Below are 17531 nucleotides of genomic sequence, written 5' to 3' on the forward strand. Positions count from 1 at the left end.
CTCAGGCGCACGTCGACGAGGGGGATCCTGCATGAGTGCTGTGCGCCGCTACGTTCTGCCGGTGGTTTGGCTGGCGATTTTCGCCGTCATAGCTGCCGCGCTCTTCAAGCTCGCCTTCGTGGATGGCATGCGCGCGGAGGCGGTCGACCAGCAGCCTTCGGCCCGCCTGGTCACGCCCAGCGTACCCGCGGCCGTGGGCACGGTGATCAACGTGGTCCAGCTCGAGGGATCGGTTGCCGGCGACCCGGCCGTGACCGTGCGCAGCACGGCGGAAGGCACGGTGAACCACCTCTTCGTAGAGGCCGGCGCGAACGTGGCCAAGGGTGATGCGCTGTTCCAGGTGCAGAAGCCGGTGGAACCCGACGCCGTGCAGCAGGTTTCGCTCGAACCGGATCCGGAGGACGAACCGGCACCACCGGCTGCCCCGGCGTATACCTTCGTGAACGTGGTGGCCCCGGCCGCCGGCAAGCTGACCGGCCTGTCCGTGCTGGTGGACCAGCAGGTCTCGGTCGGTGCCGAAGCAGCCGTCATTTCCCCGGGCACCTTTTCGGTGACCGGGACACTGACCGCCGAGCAGCAGTTCCGGCTGCTCGACCGCCCCAGTTCCGCCACCGTGACCGTCATGGGCGGTCCGGCTCCCTTCGAGTGCAAGGCCGTGACGGTCGGGGAGAGCCCGGCAGCCGACGCCCCGGGACCGGTACCGGAGCAGCCCGGGGATCCGTTCGGGCCGGCGGCCCCCGCGGCGACGGGCACTGTCAACTGCGCCGTACCGGCCGATGTCAGGGTTTTCCCCGGGCTGGGCGCGACGATCGATATCACGGCCGGAACCGCCGAGAACGTGATCGTGGTGCCCACCACGGCGGTCCGCGGATCGGTGGACACCGGCCTGGTGTGGGTGGTGGAGGACGACGGCGGGGCGCCGGTTGAGCGCCCGGTCGCCCTGGGACTGACCGACGGGATGCAGGTGGAGATCGTCGACGGGCTGGACGAGGGCGACCTGGTCCTGCAGTTCATTCCCGGCGCGCCGGGGGACCAGATGATGCCCGGGATGGAAGGCGATTTCGGCATGGTGGGCGGATGAGCGCTGCGGCGGCGGGGGCCCCGCTGCTGGAGTTGCAGGGCGTGACGCGGAGCGTGCACATCCCGGACCGCGGCCCGCTGCACATCCTGCAGGGCATCGAGCTGAGCATCGGTACCGGCGAGCACGTGTCGATAGTCGGCCGGTCCGGGTCGGGAAAGTCCACCCTGCTGAACATCCTGGGCCTGCTGGATGTGCCGAGCACCGGCGAGATGTTTTTCGAGGGGCGGGCGGTTTCGTCCCTCGGGGAAAAGCAGCGCGCCATGGCCCGCGGTGCCCGCGTGGGATTCATCTTCCAGCAGTTCAACCTTCTGCCGGGCCGTACAGCACTGGAAAACGTCATGACCCCGCTGCTCTATGCCCGCGGCCGGCAATTCTGGCGGCGCGAGCGGCTGGCCGCCGAAATGCTCGATCGGGTCGGCCTGGGCGACCGGCTGGGGGAGAAACCGCACAAGCTCTCCGGCGGTGAGCAGCAGCGGATCGCCATCGCGCGGGCGCTGGTGCGCTCGCCCAGGCTGATTCTTGCCGATGAGCCTACCGGCGCCCTGGACATCGAAACCGGGCAAAACGTGATGGCCCTGCTGGACGAGGTGGTTCGGGAGTCGGGTGCGGCCCTGGTGACCATCACGCACGATGCAAACGTGGCGGTCCTGGCCCAGCGGCACTATCGGCTGGGCGACGGGATTCTGCACGCTTCGGAGCAGGCGGCATGACCGGCGCCGTTGCCCTCCTGGTCGAGGCATGGGCCGAGCTGCGCATCCACAAGACCCGGGTCCTGCTGGCCTTGATCGGCGTGGCGCTGTCCGTCGCGGCCCTGACCACCGTCGTCGGGCTCGGCAACATGGCCAGGGAAGGCATCGTGCAGGGGCAGGAACAATCCGGAGGCCGCGCAGCGACCGTGACGGCTGAGGTCCACCTGCCGACAGGAACCAAAGAACCGGCGGTCCTGCAGGCCGCCTTCGAGGGGCTCGTGGAACGCTACGGCGTGGAATACGCGAGCCGCCGGGCCTTCGCCCAGGTTCCGTTCCAGTTCCCCCACGGCGTCATGACGGCCGAGACCACGGTGGTGGACCGCAGCTACGGCGAGATGCGGCGGGTCAACCTGGTCACCGGCCGCTGGTTCACGGAAGCCGACGCCGCGGCGCTTGCGCCGGCGATGATCATCAACGAAGCATTCCACCGGCAGCTGGGTGCACCGGACCTGGCGCTGAACCCCGTGGTGCAGATCTTCCAGCAGCGGCCGATCGCGGCCACCGTGGTGGGAGTGATGCCGGACTTCCACCAGGAAGCCATGGCCCGGGCCATGATGCTCACCAACCAATACGAGCGTTGGGGCCTCGGCGGGGAGGCAGGTCCTCCTCCCGTGCTGGAAATGTGGCTCCCGGTCGAGCTCGAGCCGGGCCTGAGCGCGGCGATCGCCGGTGACCTCCAGGCCCAGTTCCCCGATGCCCAGGCGAATGTGTACCGCAGCGACTACGCCGCCTGGGGCGACCCGTTCGAGGGCATCCAGTGGGCGGTAGGCGGCATCGCCGGCCTGGTGCTGCTGCTGGGCGCCGTGGGACTGCTGAACATTTCGATGGTGACGGTCAGGTACCGGGTGCGGGAAATCGGCATCCGGCGCAGCTTCGGGGCGACCTCCGGCCGGATCTTCTTCGGCGTCATGCTCGAATCGGTGGTCGCGACGTTCGTGGCCGGCGTGGCGGGGGTGATGCTCGCCGTCGCCGTGGTGAAGAGCCCGTGGATCCAGGACCTGATCGCCCAGGGCATCAGCGAACTGCCGCCGTTCCCGGTGGAAGCGGCGCTGCTGGGCATCGGCGCCGCGACGGCCGTCGGCGCACTGGCCGGCCTGATCCCGGCGGTGGTGGCCGTGCGGGTCAAGGTGATCGACGCGATCCGATACTAGTGCGGGGCGGCCTGCCCGGCGGGCCGGACCGAAGCGGCAGAGCCCGAAGTGCCCGAGGGTGCGTTAGCCTCCGGGTATGCCTCTCCTAAGTCGTGCCGTTCACGCGGCGAAGGGACACGTGTCCCACAGGTGGTCCCTGCCGGTGCCCGCGGCCCGCCTTTGGTGGGGGCTGACAGACCCGGAAGCCTTGCCTCATTGGCTGGGGAAGTTAACTTCCGGGCGGTTCGTCGGCGGGGATGTGGTGACCATCCAGCACGCGGAAAACTATTGCTGTACCAGCCGGATTCTGGAATGTGAACCGGAAAAACTGCTGCACATGACGTGGGACTTTCCGGACGAGCCGCCTTCGCAGGTGCGGATCACCCTCACCCCGGTCGGCAGTACGACCACCCTGGACCTGGCCCACGACGGGCTGGGGAGCGAAGCGGTCGATTACCTGCCCGGTTGGCACGCGCATCTTCTCTACTTGGAAGCGCTCACCCTGGGCCGGCCCCGACCCATGTCCGACTTCTGGTCAACGCACGACGGGCTGTCCGGCCTCTAGCCGCCCAGGCACCCCGCTAGGGTGCCTGGGCGGCCGCCGGCTCCCCGCCGGCCTTGGGCGCCCGCTTCAGGGCCACGGCCATGTCCGTGGTCAGGATGGCCAGGGAGAGCCAGACCAGGCCGAAGCCGATCCAGCGTTCCAAGGGCATGGGCTCGTGCAGGAAGACGAGGGCGATGATGAACTGCAGGAGCGGGGCCAGGTACTGCAGCATGCCGACGGTGCTCAGCGGCAGCCGGCGGGCGGCGGCGCCGAAGAACAGCAGGGGCAGAGCGGTGATCAGGCCGCTGGCGGCCATCAGCCAGAAGTGGCCGCCGCCTTCGGAGAGCAGGGTTGCCTGGCCGCCGGCCATCAGGATGAGCATGACGGCCACGGAGACCGGGGTCAGCACCAGCGTTTCCACGCTCAGGCTGGTGACGGCGTCGACGCGGCCGCCGATGTTCTTCTTGACCAGGCCGTAGAACCCGAAGCTGAGCGCCAGGATCAGGGCAATCCACGGAACATTGCCGTACCCGAAGGCAAGCACCAGCACGGCGGCGAAGGCAACGCCCATGGCGGCCCACTGCGCCGGGCGCAGCCGTTCCTTCAGCAGGATGACCCCCAGCAGGACGGAGACCAGCGGATTGATGAAGTATCCCAGCGCGGCCTCGATGGCGTGTCCGTTCAGCACCGCGAACACGTAGGTCAACCAGTTGACCGCGATGAGGCCCGCGGCCAGGGACAACGTCCCGAAGGTGCGCCTGTTGCCCAGCGCGGCGCCGAAGGTGCGCCAGCCGCGCAGCGCCGTGATCAGCAGGAAGCAGAACAGCAGCGACCAGACAATCCGGTTGGCGACGATCTCCAGCGGGCCGGCGGGTATCAGCGCGGTGAAGTACAGGGGGAGGATGCCCCAGAGGCCGTAGGCCGAGAGGCCGTAGGCCATGCCGGCCCGGGTCTCGGTGTCCCGCCCCCCGCGGGACGCAGCGCTGGCGCCACCATCGGGGCTCCCGGCCACGCGGGCGGGGGAAGAGGGCTCCGAGGTGGCACCGCCGTCGTTCATGGACACGCTGGCGACAACCTCCGGTCGGTGGTTTCTATTCCACCCACCGTACCCCCGCGCGGCCGCGGCCGTCAGAACTTCCCGCCGGCCAGCTTTCCCACCAGGTCGCTGAATTCGTCGAGCGGATGCTGGCGGCCCCCGGAGGGATCGCGGTGGTACGTGACGGCGAGCGACTGCAGCGGCGGGACGCCCACCAGCCGCGCGCGCTCGCCGGCGGCGGCCAGGGCCTGCTGCGGGCCGAACTGCGCCAGCGCCTCCGGCCCGAAGAACGAGCAGGCGGGGACGCTGACGCCGGTGAAGCGCGCGGGAAAGGCCAACCGGTCCAGCAGCATGGTGTGCCCGGCCAGCGCGGTGCGGGCGTGGGCGCGGTGCATGGCCGAACCGAAGGAGGCCAGCTCGTCGTCGCTGAGCGGGTCCACCGATTCGCAGAACAGCTCCACCGACTCGTGCACACCCGTCGACGAGCGCGTCACGGTGAGCACGCCGATGGACGGCACCTCCGTGCCGGGGCGGGGACGGCCGACCACGACGATGTTGCCGGTCATCGGCGCGAGGCGGAAGCAGTAGTCGGTGAGTTCGGCAACGTCCCACGGTTCGCTGACCGGCTCGTGGATGCCCCAGCCCACCGGCGCGGCGCCGGTCAACTCGGTGAACAGCGCGGCGGTGAAGTCACCGATGCGGGTGGATGCACTGGCGGGATGCAGGATCTCGCCGCGGGCCTGGATCACGCCGTCGGATCCGGCCGGTGCCTGGAGGTAGTCCGATGCCAACTGTTCCTCGGCGGCGAAGACGTCCCCGCCCCAGCGGTACTGCTGGCCGGTGAAGCCGTTGTAGAACGTGCCGTCCGCGGCGCTGGCCATCCAGATGCAGCCCTCGCGCTGCAGCAGTTGGTACAGCGGCAGCGTCAGCTTGCCGGTGCTGGGCGTCATCACCACGAACTGGCGCTCCGATGCGCGCGCGGCCACATAGGCGCGGGTGAGGGCGGGGGAGAGGAACGCCAGCGGCTTGTCCTGGAAGACGACGGCGGTTCGTTCGGTGTGGAAATCGAAGGCGGAGGCGTGCATGCCCATCCCTATTCTCCGGAGTTGGGCAGTTGGTGGGTGACGACGGCGCCGCGGCACCGCACGGCGATATTCTGCGCCACCCGGTAGCCGAGCGAGTCGCCGTCGGGGATGCCGTTGCGGACCGTGATCTCCTGCCACCACAGGTCCTGGTGCTCCGGCTCGGCGAAGTCCGGGTCGTCGGAGAAGATCGACGGGATCGGGGTGCCCTCGATGGCGTTCACGGTGGCGCCGGCGAGCAGCCGGGACACCTCGCCGGGAACCCGGACCAGGCGCGGCAGCTCGACGGCCAGCAGGGTGGTGCCGTTGCCGTCCTCGACCTCCAGCAGGGCCTTTCCGGCGGCCTCGCGGACGTACTCCTGCGGCACCACGGCCAGCAGCGAAACCATGACCACGTCCTGGCCCGGCTCATCGAGCGCGACGACGGTAACGGTGTTAGACATTGGCGGTCGCCTCCAGCGGGGTCCACAGGGTCTGAACTGTCTGCACGGGCCCGCCGGAGCGGATCAGCAGGCCGCGGCCGGGCGGCAGCCGGCGGGCGCGCACGTTGTTGAGCAGGCCGCCTTCGGAGCGGTCGCCGGAGAGGATCAGGCCGGTGCTGCCGGAGTCCCGCAGCGCGGCGAAGAACTGTTCGTACATGCCGCGGCCGGCCCCGCGCACCCGGCGGGTGAGGATCACGTTCAGCTGCAGTTCCGGGCCCATCGGCAGGTATTCGATCAGCGAGCGGAGCGGGCCGGCGCCGCCGGCCGTGAGGATGTCGTAGTCATCGGCCAGCAGGACGATGCGCGGAATGCTGTCCGCCTCGCCGATGCTGTCCTGCATCGCGTCGCCGCCGGCGGTCCGCTTGGACAGCTCCGAGGCGATCGCGTTGGCCAGCGGCTCGGCCTGGGCGGCGCTCGGCGCGTAGCCGCCCAGGTAGGCGTCCGGGACCACGTCGGCCAGCGCCCGGCGGGGATCGAAGACGGCGAAGACCAGGTCCCGGGACGGGTACTGCGCCACCAGCGAGGCGACCAGGGAACGGACCAGGTTGGTCTTGCCGGACTGTTCGTCGCCCATCACGATCAGGTGGTGCTCGCCCCGGACGACGTCCAGCATTTCGGGGCCCAGGTCGGTCTCGCGCAGGCCGAGCGGCAGCAGGCCCGGGAGCGCCGGGACCTCGAGCTGGGCGGCTTCCACCACCTGCGGCAGGATGCGCACCTGCATGGCGCGGGCATCGGTGGAGGCGGCGACGGCGGCCACCATGTCCCGGGTGCCCTGCGTGGCCGTGTCCGCGTCGGCGACGCCGTCGATGCGCGGGAGCGCGAAGTGGCCGAAAAGCCTGGCGTCGGTCAGCGCGCGGCCCGGCCGGTCGGCGGGCATGGTCTCGGCCAGTTTGCGGCCGTAGGAGGAATCTGCCGGATCCGCCAGGCGCAGCTCGATCTTGGTGCCGAAGAAGGACTGTTGGGCCAGCCGGATCTCGTTCTGCCGGTTGGCGGTGGTGACCACGTGGATGCCATAGCCGCCGCCGCGGGCGATCAGCGCGTGCACGGCCGGTTCGATGTCCTCGAACTCGTCGGTCAGCAGGCCGTAGCCGTCCAAGACCAGCACGACGTCGGCGCTGGGCAGCTCCGGAATCTTGCCCTGGGCGCACAGCCTGCGCAGGGTGGCCAGCGAATCCACCTGGTACTTCTCAAAGACGATCTCGCGCTCGCCGAGCATGGCCAGCAGTTCTTCCACCGTGCGGCGGACCACCTCGCGGTTGGTCCGCACGGCCACGCCGCCCACGTGCGGCAGGCCCTCCAGCGGGATCAGCGAGTTTCCCAGCAGGTCCACGCAGTAGATGCCCACTTCCTGCGGGCTGTGCGTGAGGGCCAGCGAGGCCGCGATGGTGCGCAGCGCGGTGCTCTTGCCCGACTGCGGCCCGCCGATGATGGCCACGTTGCCGCCCGCCGACTTCAGGTCCAGTTCCCACACGCCCTGCCACTGTTTGGCCGGGTCGTCGAGCAGGCCGATCGGGACCTTCAGCCCGCCGCCGGAGGCGAGCCGGATGCCCTGGCTGGTGGTGGTCACCGAACCGGCGGCGGTGTCCAGAGCCAGCGCCGCCGGCAGCGGCGGCAGCCAGATGGGATCCACGGCGCGCGGGAATCCGGCCAGGGTGGCCATCAGCGTGGACAGGACGGTCGGACCGGTGGTGCGCTTGGACGCCCCGGTACGCGCCGGCCTGGCGGCAGCAGCGCCGGCGTCGTCCGCCCGCTCCAGGCTGGCCGCATAGGTCGGCATCGGCAGCACCCGGGGGCCGTCGTCGCCGGCGGTTTCCTCCGCCTCCTGCACCTGGACATCCTCCAGCGGGCCCGACACGTAGCCGGCCTTGAACCGGGTGTAGACGGTGGTATCCACCTTCAGGTAGCCGTAGCCGGGGACCGGCGGCAGGTGGAAGGCGTCCGGCGTGTCCAGCACGGTGCGGGATTCCGATTCGGAGAGCGTGCGCAGCCCGATCCGGTAGGACAGGTAGGTCTCCAGGCCGCGCAGCTTGCCGGACTCGATCCGCTGGCTGCTCAACAGCAGGTGCACGCCGATGGACCGGCCGATCCGGCCGATGGAGAGGAACAGGTCGATGAAGTCCGGCCGGGCGGTGAGCAGTTCGCCGAATTCGTCGATGATCACCACCAGGTGCGGCAGCGGCTCCATGGCCTCGCCGCGGGCGAGCCGTTCCTGCCGGTGCAGCTGGTAGTCGGTGATGTTGGCGATGTTGCCGGCGGCCTTGAGCACTTCCTGCCGCCTGACCACCTCGCCGTTGAGGCTGGAGTAGATGCGTTCGATCAGGCTCGCGTCATCGGCGAGGTTGGTGATGACGCCGGAGACCTGCGGCGCATCGGCGAAGGGAGCGAACGTGGCGCCGCCCTTGAAGTCCACCAGCACCATGGACAGCAGCTCCGGCGGATGGGTGGCCAGCAGTCCCAGCACCAGCGACCGCAGCATCTCCGACTTGCCGGAGCCGGTGGCGCCGACGCAGAGCCCGTGCGGGCCCATGCCGAACTGCGCCGATTCCTTCAGATCCAGCAGGGCCGGCCGGCCGCGGTCGTCGGGGCCCAGCGGGACCCGCAGGAAGTCCACTTCGCTGCGGGGCTTCCACAGCCGCCTGATGTCCGCCTCGTCCAGCGCCGGGCTCAGGCCGAGCATGTCAAGGAAGCTGTCCGAGCTGGCGGCGGTGTTGTGTTCCAGCGAGTCCGCCGAGAGCCGCATCGGCGCCAGTTCCCGGGCCAGCGCCTCGGCGGTCGGCACGGCCAGGGGGTCCAGGGTTCCCTGTTCCACGACCGGCTCGACCGGATCCTCGCGGTAGTTCTGGATCGTGAATCCCGAGTCCGACGGCGGGGCGCCGGAGGCCGCGGAATCCGCGGCAGCACCGGCCTGGGTGACGCGCACGCTGACCTCGCCGGGCTCCTGGCTGCGGTCGGCCACCAGATAGACCACCGTGATGCCCAGGTGGGCCAGTCCGGCGTGCCGGTCCGGCAGCACGAGTTCTTCGGGCAGCCCGCCGTAGCAGTCGGCCAGCACCAGCAGCCGCGGCAGGTGCTGGCTGGCGCCCCGGGCGTTCTTGGAGGATTCGGCAGCCACCACCGCGCGGCGGTTCAGCTCGTCGGCGAGCACGGCACCGAGTTCGTCCAGGGACCGGGCCATCCGGCGGACCGGGCCGGTGGCGTGGGCGTGCTTCTGGTCCGCCAGATGCGGCAGCCACAGGGCCCAGTCCCAGTCGCCCAGCCGGTCTTCGCCGGCCGCGATCCCCACGTGCAGGTCCTCGGGCGAGTGGAAGGCACAGGCCTCGGCGAGCAGGTTCCGGGCGGCGTTGAGCACGAACCCGCGGGAGCCGATGATGCTGACGTTGCCGGCCGAGTCCAGCGGCAGGGTCAGCGGCAAATCCGGCGACGTCTCATACCGCCGCTGCAGGATCCGGACCTCGTTGTCCATGAAGGTGTCGCGCTGGGCCGTGGCCGGGCCCTGCTCGTTGATGGTGATCTGCCGGCTGATCCGCTCGCCGGAACCGATCCGCACGTGCAGGAAGTCCTCGTTGCCGCGCCGCCGCTCCCAAAGCCGCTGCGTGTTGCGGACGATGTCGAAGAGGGCGGTGGGCTCCGGGTTGCTGGTGCGCGCCGTGGTGATGGTGCGCTGCTCGTCGGCGCGGAGCGTGGCCCGGGACTCCTCCAGGTATTCCAGGTAGCGGTCGCGTTCTTCCGCCCGGGTGCGGGCCGCCCGGCCGCGCTGGCCCAGCATCATGACGATGGACGCGACGACGGTCACGATCATCGCGATGGCGCCGACGGCGGCCAGGCTGTTGCCGCGGAAGAGCATCATCACGGTCATGGACAATCCGGCGCCCAGCAGCGGGATCAGCGCCATGGCGTTCATCCTGCCGGCCTTCTCGCCCATGGGCGGCGGGGCCTCCAGGCTGAAGGGGGCGGCCTCGCGCGCCGGGGCGGTGGTCCGGGCCGGCCGGTGGAAGATCTTCACGCTCATCGGCCGGTGTGCTCCATCGCCAGGGCCAGCGCGGTGGAGGCCAGCTCGGCCGCCTGCAGCCGGACGGCGCGGGACATCAGGCCCGGGTCGAGTTCCACTCCGCCGGCCAGATGCCGGTCGTAGCCCAGGGGCAGCACGGAGATTCCGTCCCGCGCGAGCAGCTTCGCTTCGGCCATCGGGTCCAGCGGGGCATCGGCATCCGTCCGGGTCAATACGGCCAGCAGGCCGGTTTCGGCCAGCTCAGGGGTGGCCGCCCACGCGGCCGCCGTGCGCCGCACGTCCTGGATCCCGGCCACCGAGGCGGGGGCCACCAGCACGGCCAACTGCGCGACGCCGATGGCCCAGTTGGTGTCCGGGTTCTCGCCCGGGCCGGTGGCGCAGTCGTAAACCGCCACCGGGCAGTACCGGGAGATGTTCTGGCCGGCCGCCGAGAGCGCGGCATTGCCGGCATGCCCGCCGAGCGCACGTTCCCCGGCCACCCAGAGGTTGGGCCCGGCGGCGGCCAGCTGCCGGCGCAGGTCGTCGGCGCTCCCGGCGGGGGAGTAGTGCAGGAAGGAGGCGGCGTCGTCGATGGCCGGTGCGTCCGGCACCCCGAGCCGCAACGCCAGGTTCCCGCCAGCGGGCGCCAGGTCGACGGCCGCGATGGTGTCCTGCCGGGCCGCCGCATACAGCGATGCGAGCAGCGCCGCCGTCGTGGTCTTCCCGGCCCCGCCTCGGCTGCCGATCACCGCGATCCGGCGCCCCGTGCTGACCGCGGCCTGCGCGCCGGCCGTGGCGGCGACCAACCGCCGCGGGTAGTCGTCGGAGGAGAGCAGGCCCCTCGCCGCCAGGACGGTGCGGACCAGCCAGGGCTCGCCGCGCCGGCCGCGCAGGCGGCGGCGCCGCTGTTCGGCATCGGACTCGAACGGGCCGGGCTTGGCGGGTTCGGCGGCCGGAGCCGGCGTGCTCCACGGGTCGGCCACCTGTGTCCGGCCGGGCAAGCCCGCGCCGGACGGGGCGGCCGGGGGCACGGAAGCCTGTGGGTGCGGGCCTGCCGGGACGTGCCCGGTGGCGGTATTCTCCCGGGCGATCAGGTCCCTGCGCGACAACGGTTCCATGGAATCGGTTCCAACCTGTCTCAGTCGAAGGTGGTCAGCAGCGAGGCGAAGACGCCGAACAAGCCGATGACCAGCGGGACGGCGGCCAGGATGGCCAGCGTCTCCAACCGGTTGGCCAGCAGGCGCAGTTTCGCGGCGGAATGGTCGGCCAGCGTGACGGTCAGCGAGATCACGACGGCGATGGCCAGCACCAGCAGGCCGGCCGCCACGAACCAGCCGTGCCCCGGAGAGAAGGCCAGCACCGAGCGCGCCAGGGCGAGCGTGCCGACGGCGGCCGCCAGGTACAGCGCGATCCGGTCGGTGGCCAGCGGAAAGGCGCGTGCCCGCAGCCCGGTGGCCAGGGCCAGGCAACCGATCAGCGGCATCGTCCAGGCCTGCCGCTCGGTGTCCGTTCCCAGGATCCACAGTCCGGCGGCCACGGAGAGCGCCGACAGCGCGGTGCCGAAGCTGAGGCCGCGGTGCGCCGAGCCGATGGCCACATGGACGTCGGTGCGGCCGATGCGGCCGCCCTTGGCCCGCCGGTCGTCCAGCGTGGCCAGTCCGGACGCGGAGAGGGCGATCTGCGGCAGCAGGCCGAGGGTCGCGCAGCTGAGCAGCGCGGCCACGCCGGCGGCCAGCACCGGGGCGCCGAAGAGAGCCAGCGAGGCAGCCCAGAAAACGGTGAGCAGGGCGAGCAGGCCCGCGGCAGACATCAGCGCCCGCGGACGCTGCGAGATCAAACCGGCACCGACCAGTGCCACGGCGCTCGCCGCGGCGGCCAGCAGCACGTGCGTCCCGTGATCGGCGGGCAGACGCAGCACGCCGCCCACGGCCAGCAGCCAGCCGGTGCCCACCAGCAGCGGGCCCAGCACCGTGGGGGTCACCCGGCCCAGGTAGATGCCGGCGCCCAGCAGCACCGCGGCCAGCGCGAAGAAGACGGCCGCGGCCATTGCCGTGGCGGCGCCCTCGAGCAGCAGGTGCACGCCCAGGTACAGTCCGACGGCGGCGAAGACGGCGCCCGTCCCGCGGCGGACCCGCTCGGTCCAGCGGCCGCCGATGTCCTCGGTCTGTTCCACCACGGCGTCGGTGATGTCGTACACCACCGGTGCAGGCGGGGCCTCGGAGACATTCACCAGCCGGAGCATGGCGCCGTCGGCAATGCCCGCGTCGGTCAGCGACGCGTCCTCGCGGACCGGATCGCCGGCGGGGGTGATCAGCGTTTTCACGGCGACGGCGGCGGCCGGCTGGTCATCGAGCAGGTCCAGGACCTGCGGCAGCAGCAGGCCGACGGGCGTTTGCGACGGGAGCAGGACGTCCACATGGCGCTGCGGCCCGGCCACGGTCACGCGGGTAAAGGTTTCGGCCATGCTCAAGCGGCTCCTCGGTGGGGGACGGGCGGCAGGCGGGCGCCGTCGTCGTCCGCCGGATGGCCACCGAGGTGGAGGACGACGGCGGACTGCGAGCGCTGCTGCCGTTCCTGCCGCAGGTCTTCCAGCAGGTTGGTCACGAACGAATAGCCCACGCAGACGGCGGCGATGACAGCCGCCATGGCGATGCTGAAGAAGAAAGTGCGCACGCTGGACTTCCAGCGCCGCTGGAGCGGGTTCGCGCCGTACAGCAGCGCCGTGGTCAGCCGGGCACGCCGGACAGCCACTGACTCAATGAGCTGGTTGTCGTAATCGTGAGCCACGTCTCTCCTCCCAAGCGGTGCGTCGCCTACCGAGCTTATCGCTCCAAACGATGGATAAATTCCCGCGTGTCCCGCTCAGGATGGGGAGATGTACCCATTAACGTCGATTGACGCGGTGCGAGCCAGCGCGTTCTATGGTAAGGGCGGGGAACCGCTCGAAGACAACCGGCCGGGCGGCAACCCGGCGCACCGCGGACGCAGCAGGCGTCCGCCGGCGGAAGCGGCAGCTACAGCCCCGTGACGGGGCACGGAGGTGGAGCAATGAGCGGCAACCAGTTCATCAAGATGGAAAAGAGCGCGTTTGTCGACGCCGGGAAGGCCAGCGCGGCGGCCGATACCGAACTCCAGGCCCTGATGAAGGAGCTTGAGGCAGTTCCCGAGCCCATGCGCGGCAACACCGCCGGCGACTTCTGGGAGAAGTTCAAGGGCATCATGGGCCGGGCCAACATGGTGGCGTCCGGGCTGCAGAAATCGCTGGTTTCCATTCAGCAGGGCCAGTCCGAGGTCAACACCACCATGCAGCTGGGCGAGCAGCAGCAGGCCGACGACGCCGATGCCACCGAGGGCAAGGCGGCCTGGGACGACGCCGTCTTCCGCAACCGCGGCTAGCCTGCACCGGAAGCAGGCAGGCTCCCGCCGCTCAAGCGGCAATGACCCACAGACGATCTTTTTCCGGCCGAGGCCGGGCATGAGGAAGGAAACATCATGGCAGACCAGAATTCATTCGCCTTCTCCGACGGCGGAGCATCGCAGGCCCAGGACAACCTGGACCGGGTGAAGAAGAAGCTTAACGCGCTGGTGGAAACCCGCAAGAAAGACGCCGCGGACCTGCAGGCCAAGTTCCAGGCCACCGACATCGCAGAGCAGTACGACCGGGTGGAGCAGGCCTGGGCAGACGCGGGCTTCGCGTTCGCAGGCATCATGGCGGACGTGCACAAGCTGCTGGAGGATGCCAAGAGCACCGCCGGCAACACCATCAAGACGGCCGGCGCGAAGATCGCCAACATCTAGACCGGCAGCATCCAGATCGCATCCAGTCCGCCAAGGTCCGGCACGAAAGGCAAACAGCAGTGGCACTCGACGGCTGGGACATCGAACCCACCAAAGTCCAAACAATCGTCACCACCGCCAGCGGGCGGGCCGACAGCTTTGAGACGGATTTCCCGGCCCTGGGTACCGCCGTCAGCGACATCGTCGCTGCCGCAAAGTCCGGCCCGGTAATGGACGCGCTCAACGGCTGGGCGGAGAAGACCGTCCAACCGGGCCTGAACAGTGTTGCCGGACGGCTGCAGACCACCTTCCAGGGCACCATGGACGCGGTGAATTCCTACGTCATGGGGGACGCGCAGATGGCGTCGGATGCCCAAAACCTGATCGGGACGCTGCCCGAGGAGGCAGACGCCTCGCGGCCGCACCGGCCGCACGGACCCACTCCGCTGGCGCTCTGATCGACCGGTCCAGCAAATTTCACAAACATCAAGTCTCACGCACCGAATAAGGGGAAGCAATGACGGCCTGGGATCCCTACGCCGAGGAATACCCGCAGCGGCCCGACGCGGAACTGCTGCGCACCCACGCCAAGGCGCTGGACGACAAGGCCGAAGACATTGACGACGCCGTCGAACTGATCGAGAGCGACTGGAGCGGGCTGGAAGCGGTCTATAAGTCACCGGAGGCCCCGCAGGTCTACGTCGCGGTCAAACCGATCAGGACCACCACCGAGGACCTCAAGTCCGACACCGCGGCCATCAAGTCGGCCATCGAGGCGTTCGCCGACTGGGCGGACACCTTCACCTCGCGCTACGACGCGCTGGTGGCCCGCTGGCACGGCGTGCGGGCGCGGATCGCCAACGAAGGCAGCGATTGGCGCAAGGACGAGGACCTGGTCAACGACGACAACCGGATCCTCAGGGACGCCAATGCGCTGGCGGCCGAGCACATGGCGGCCGAGCGAACCTGCGCCAACGCGATTGCCGCGCTCCACGGCGGCATCACCCTGGTCGAAACCACGCAGGACGGCCCCGGCACCGGCCAGCAGGCCTACGGCTACTCGGCAGAACAGCTTGATTCGGCGACCGGCGAGGGGCACATTCCCTGGGGCAAGCCGACGGAGTGGGACAAGCCGTGGTACGCGGACGCCTGGGACGGCATGGTGTCCTTCGGCAAGGGCGTCTGGAGCGGGATCACCGGCACGGTGACCGGCCTGTGGAACATGGTCAACTTCACCGACGGCGAGACCTTCGCCGCCACCTGGAAGGGCATCGGCCAGATCGCCCTGAACGTGGCCATCGTCTCCAGCCCGATCTCCGCGCTCGTGGCCGAGAAGATCGGCGGCCCGGGCACGGTCAAAAAGGCAGGCGAGGAACTGCTGGCCGTCGGCAAGGCGGCCATCCACTGGGACGACTGGCAGCGCGACCCGGCCTACGCCGCCGGCGCGACGGCGTTCGATCTCTCCGCCATCCTCCTGACCGCCGGCGGCGGCGCCGTGGCCAAGGCCGGCGGCGTGGCCAACAAGGTCACCGCGGTCAGTCGGGCCGGCGGGGCAGCGGCCAAGGTGCTGGACTTCTCAGGCCTGTCCAAGACCGCGGGCCTGACCACCCGCGCCATCGATTTCTCCACCAACTTCAAGTTCACTGCCATCGATGTCACGACCAGCGGCTTCAAGACGGTCACCGGCACGGTCCGCCCCTACGTCAGCACCGCCGGCCACGCTTTCACCGACGGGCTGCGCAACGCCGCCTCGGGCCTGCGCGCCGGCGCGGACAACTTCACGACGTCGCTGCGCACCGGCACGGACAACCTGGCGAACGCGCTGGGCGGCCCGCGCCTGGCCACCGCGGGCGGCGGTTACACCACCGGGCACCGCTTCGATGTGGAGACGCCGTCCGGCCGCAACGGCAACAGCATCATGAACTTTGACGCGGACGGACCCAAACCGTCGTCGCGCACCGGCGGCTACACCGTGCCGGAACGTTCCGGCCCTCCGCAGTACGGCCAGCGGATTGAGACGCCGGAGGCCAAGGATGCGCCGGCGCGCACTCCCGACGAGCAGGTGCCGGCGCGCACCCCCGACGCGGAGGCGCCGGCACGCACTCCCGACGCCGGAGCCGATGCTTCGGGCTCAAGGGCCCCGGAACCCGATCCCGCCACACCCAAGGCGACCGCTGCGGGGGCCGGCGACGGCATCAACGCCTATGACGTGAACGGACAGCGGGTCAACGACAGCTTCCGCCATCCGCAGGAACCGCAGCACGGCACCGCTGTGCCCGACGCGATCCAGAACCCGGAGGCACACGCCAGATATGGCCAGCACCGGGCCGATGACCTCTACCAGGACGTCGAGATGCCGGACTGGGCGGACCTGCCCAAGGACCAGCACGGCCGCGTGGACATCAACAGCGACCTCGACGCCATCGTGGACCGCTCCCAGCCCGCCTATGGCACCGACGAGCTCGGGAACCCCTTGGATAGAGCCGAGTACGCGAACCGGTACAGCGAGTTGGACGAGTTCCGCCCGGACGAGTACCGGGCGGCCTATCCGGACAACGCCGGGGCGGCCGAAGGAACCATCCGGACGTACTCGTCGTACGACGAGCTGCAGTCAGACTTTGGAAATGTCCAGCTGGACCGGATCGGCCCCAACGGCGGAGCCTACCTGGCCATCGAGGGAACCCCGTGGCACATGCGCGGCCTGCCGGTCGATACCCTCGGCAAGGAGCTGCACCACTTCGAGCTTGGACGCCTGCCCGAGGGCGTCAAGGTCGAGGTCTCCGAAATCGCCCCGGCTTTCGGGCGCCCGGGCGGCGGAACCCAGCTGCGGTTCCTCGACACCACCCAGGGGACCGATCCCAAAGCCATTGGCGTCGACGAACTGATCCGCAGGGAGGGCCTCCACGAGACCGGGCCGCGCCAGTTCGACCCGCCGTGGGCGCGCAACGCCGGCGACCCGGTGGACCTGCTGGCCAAGCACGACCTCGACTTGTCCGCACGGAAATCGGTTATTGACGCGGTCGAAGAGCAGCGCATCACGCTGGAACCCACGACCGTGTACGAGGTGGAGGGCCGCGGCAAGTTTTACACGAACTCCGCCGGCCACATCCAGCAGATCGAGGCTCCCAGCGGAACCAAGGGCAACTGGAATCCCGAGTTGAACAACCCGCGGCCCAACGTCCGCTACCACATCGACGGCAACATCGTGGTCCACACCGACGGGTTGGGGCGCCCCACGGCACTGCACGCCCACGACCTCGAGTACTTCCCCAAGGAGCAGGCCGACACCTGGCGGCATCCGGGCAACCAGACCCACGTCGGAGGGCACGGCGGCGGCGACTACGACGGCGGCCACCTCCTCGCGGCCATGTTCGGCGGACCGGGGGAGAAGATCAACCTGATTCCCCAGCTGAACATCCAAAACCGGAATCTCGGCCTGGGCGCACTGACGCCCATCGAGCGGTTGCGGCTGACGGGGGCCGCCGACACCTGGTATGACACCGAGCTTTGGATCCGCGACCAACTCCGCAACGTGCCTCCCGGGGGCAGCAAGCCCTCGGTCACCTGGGACGTCCGCCCGATCTACGATGCTGGTGGGGGAAACCGTGTTCCACATATGGTGGAACTCAAGGTAACGGTTAACGGCCAAACCCGGCGCTTCG

General features: G+C 70.0%; 15 protein-coding genes. 8 read left to right on the forward strand and 7 right to left on the reverse strand.

Annotated features, from left to right (window positions below):
- The first annotated feature begins 31 nt into the window (after nucleotides 1-31).
- The 4 genes from AC5RW2_RS13000 (at nucleotide 32) to AC5RW2_RS13015 (ending at nucleotide 3525) form a co-directional block, all read left to right on the forward strand.
- A complete protein-coding gene (locus AC5RW2_RS13000; protein WP_494074055.1) occupies nucleotides 32-1081 on the forward strand; it encodes an efflux RND transporter periplasmic adaptor subunit in 1050 nt (349 codons plus the stop codon).
- A complete protein-coding gene (locus AC5RW2_RS13005; RefSeq protein WP_494074056.1) occupies nucleotides 1078-1791 on the forward strand; it encodes an ABC transporter ATP-binding protein in 714 nt (237 codons plus the stop codon). Before AC5RW2_RS13000 ends, AC5RW2_RS13005 begins: the two co-directional genes overlap by 4 nt.
- A complete protein-coding gene (locus AC5RW2_RS13010; RefSeq protein WP_494074057.1) occupies nucleotides 1788-2981 on the forward strand; it encodes an ABC transporter permease in 1194 nt (397 codons plus the stop codon). The genes AC5RW2_RS13005 and AC5RW2_RS13010 overlap by 4 nt, the downstream gene beginning before the upstream one ends.
- Nucleotides 2982-3057: 76 nt before the next feature.
- A complete protein-coding gene (locus AC5RW2_RS13015; RefSeq protein WP_494074058.1) occupies nucleotides 3058-3525 on the forward strand; it encodes an SRPBCC domain-containing protein in 468 nt (155 codons plus the stop codon).
- A 16-nt stretch (nucleotides 3526-3541) separates the two neighbouring features.
- Here AC5RW2_RS13015 and rarD read toward each other — a convergent pair whose 3' ends face one another.
- The 7 genes from rarD to AC5RW2_RS13050 all read right to left on the reverse strand — a co-directional run bounded on the left by rarD (nucleotide 3542) and on the right by AC5RW2_RS13050 (nucleotide 12879).
- Nucleotides 3542-4561, reverse strand: a complete 1020-nt coding sequence (gene rarD / locus AC5RW2_RS13020; RefSeq protein WP_494074077.1) for an EamA family transporter RarD — start codon at nucleotides 4559-4561, stop codon at nucleotides 3542-3544.
- Nucleotides 4562-4632: 71 nt separating this feature from the next.
- Nucleotides 4633-5625: a DUF6177 family protein gene (locus tag AC5RW2_RS13025; RefSeq protein ID WP_494074059.1), complete on the reverse strand. Its 993-nt coding sequence runs from the start codon at nucleotides 5623-5625 to the stop codon at nucleotides 4633-4635.
- A gap of 8 nt (nucleotides 5626-5633) precedes the next feature.
- Nucleotides 5634-6065: a hypothetical protein gene (locus AC5RW2_RS13030; protein WP_494074060.1), complete on the reverse strand. Its 432-nt coding sequence runs from the start codon at nucleotides 6063-6065 to the stop codon at nucleotides 5634-5636.
- Nucleotides 6058-10113 carry a type VII secretion protein EccCa gene (eccCa, locus tag AC5RW2_RS13035; RefSeq protein WP_494074061.1) on the reverse strand — a complete coding sequence of 1352 codons (4056 nt, stop codon included), beginning with the start codon at nucleotides 10111-10113 and terminating at the stop codon, nucleotides 6058-6060. The genes AC5RW2_RS13030 and eccCa overlap by 8 nt, the downstream gene beginning before the upstream one ends.
- Entirely contained in the window at nucleotides 10110-11210 is a 1101-nt protein-coding gene (locus AC5RW2_RS13040; protein WP_494074062.1) for a nucleotide-binding protein, read from the reverse strand. The genes eccCa and AC5RW2_RS13040 overlap by 4 nt, the downstream gene beginning before the upstream one ends.
- Before the next feature lie 20 nt (nucleotides 11211-11230).
- Nucleotides 11231-12556, reverse strand: coding sequence for a type VII secretion integral membrane protein EccD (gene eccD, locus AC5RW2_RS13045; RefSeq protein WP_494074063.1), 1326 nt, complete (start codon nucleotides 12554-12556; stop codon nucleotides 11231-11233).
- Nucleotides 12557-12558: 2 nt separating this feature from the next.
- Entirely contained in the window at nucleotides 12559-12879 is a 321-nt protein-coding gene (locus AC5RW2_RS13050; protein WP_494049513.1) for a hypothetical protein, read from the reverse strand.
- 261 nt (nucleotides 12880-13140) lie between these two features.
- On the opposite strand from AC5RW2_RS13050, the gene AC5RW2_RS13055 reads away from it, so the two are divergent.
- The 4 genes from AC5RW2_RS13055 to AC5RW2_RS13070 form a co-directional block, all read left to right on the forward strand.
- Entirely contained in the window at nucleotides 13141-13488 is a 348-nt protein-coding gene (locus AC5RW2_RS13055; RefSeq protein WP_493939538.1) for a hypothetical protein, read from the forward strand.
- A 96-nt stretch (nucleotides 13489-13584) separates the two neighbouring features.
- A complete protein-coding gene (locus AC5RW2_RS13060) occupies nucleotides 13585-13890 on the forward strand; it encodes a hypothetical protein (protein ID WP_493939539.1) in 306 nt (101 codons plus the stop codon).
- 59 nt (nucleotides 13891-13949) lie between these two features.
- Nucleotides 13950-14327, forward strand: a complete 378-nt coding sequence (locus AC5RW2_RS13065) for a DUF6507 family protein (protein ID WP_494000570.1) — start codon at nucleotides 13950-13952, stop codon at nucleotides 14325-14327.
- Nucleotides 14328-14386: 59 nt separating this feature from the next.
- Nucleotides 14387-17531, forward strand: a 3145-nt coding sequence (locus AC5RW2_RS13070; protein WP_494074064.1) for a glycohydrolase toxin TNT-related protein, incomplete at its 3' end; no start/stop codon positions are given.

Source organism: Arthrobacter sp. B0316-1-20, from assembly GCF_059091865.1.

Bases quoted from the DNA above. Each gene is read 5' to 3' on its own strand.
- rarD (WP_494074077.1), bottom strand. From the start codon at position 4,561: ATGAACGACGGCGGTGCCACCTCGGAGCCCTCTTCCCCCGCCCGCGTG.
- AC5RW2_RS13055 (WP_493939538.1), top strand. From the start codon at position 13,141: ATGAGCGGCAACCAGTTCATCAAGATGGAAAAGAGCGCGTTTGTCGAC.
- AC5RW2_RS13005 (WP_494074056.1), top strand. From the start codon at position 1,078: ATGAGCGCTGCGGCGGCGGGGGCCCCGCTGCTGGAGTTGCAGGGCGTG.
- AC5RW2_RS13010 (WP_494074057.1), top strand. From the start codon at position 1,788: ATGACCGGCGCCGTTGCCCTCCTGGTCGAGGCATGGGCCGAGCTGCGC.
- AC5RW2_RS13060 (WP_493939539.1), top strand. From the start codon at position 13,585: ATGGCAGACCAGAATTCATTCGCCTTCTCCGACGGCGGAGCATCGCAG.
- AC5RW2_RS13015 (WP_494074058.1), top strand. From the start codon at position 3,058: ATGCCTCTCCTAAGTCGTGCCGTTCACGCGGCGAAGGGACACGTGTCC.
- eccCa (WP_494074061.1), bottom strand. From the start codon at position 10,113: ATGAGCGTGAAGATCTTCCACCGGCCGGCCCGGACCACCGCCCCGGCG.
- AC5RW2_RS13040 (WP_494074062.1), bottom strand. From the start codon at position 11,210: ATGGAACCGTTGTCGCGCAGGGACCTGATCGCCCGGGAGAATACCGCC.
- AC5RW2_RS13030 (WP_494074060.1), bottom strand. From the start codon at position 6,065: ATGTCTAACACCGTTACCGTCGTCGCGCTCGATGAGCCGGGCCAGGAC.
- eccD (WP_494074063.1), bottom strand. From the start codon at position 12,556: ATGGCCGAAACCTTTACCCGCGTGACCGTGGCCGGGCCGCAGCGCCAT.
- AC5RW2_RS13000 (WP_494074055.1), top strand. From the start codon at position 32: ATGAGTGCTGTGCGCCGCTACGTTCTGCCGGTGGTTTGGCTGGCGATT.
- AC5RW2_RS13025 (WP_494074059.1), bottom strand. From the start codon at position 5,625: ATGCACGCCTCCGCCTTCGATTTCCACACCGAACGAACCGCCGTCGTC.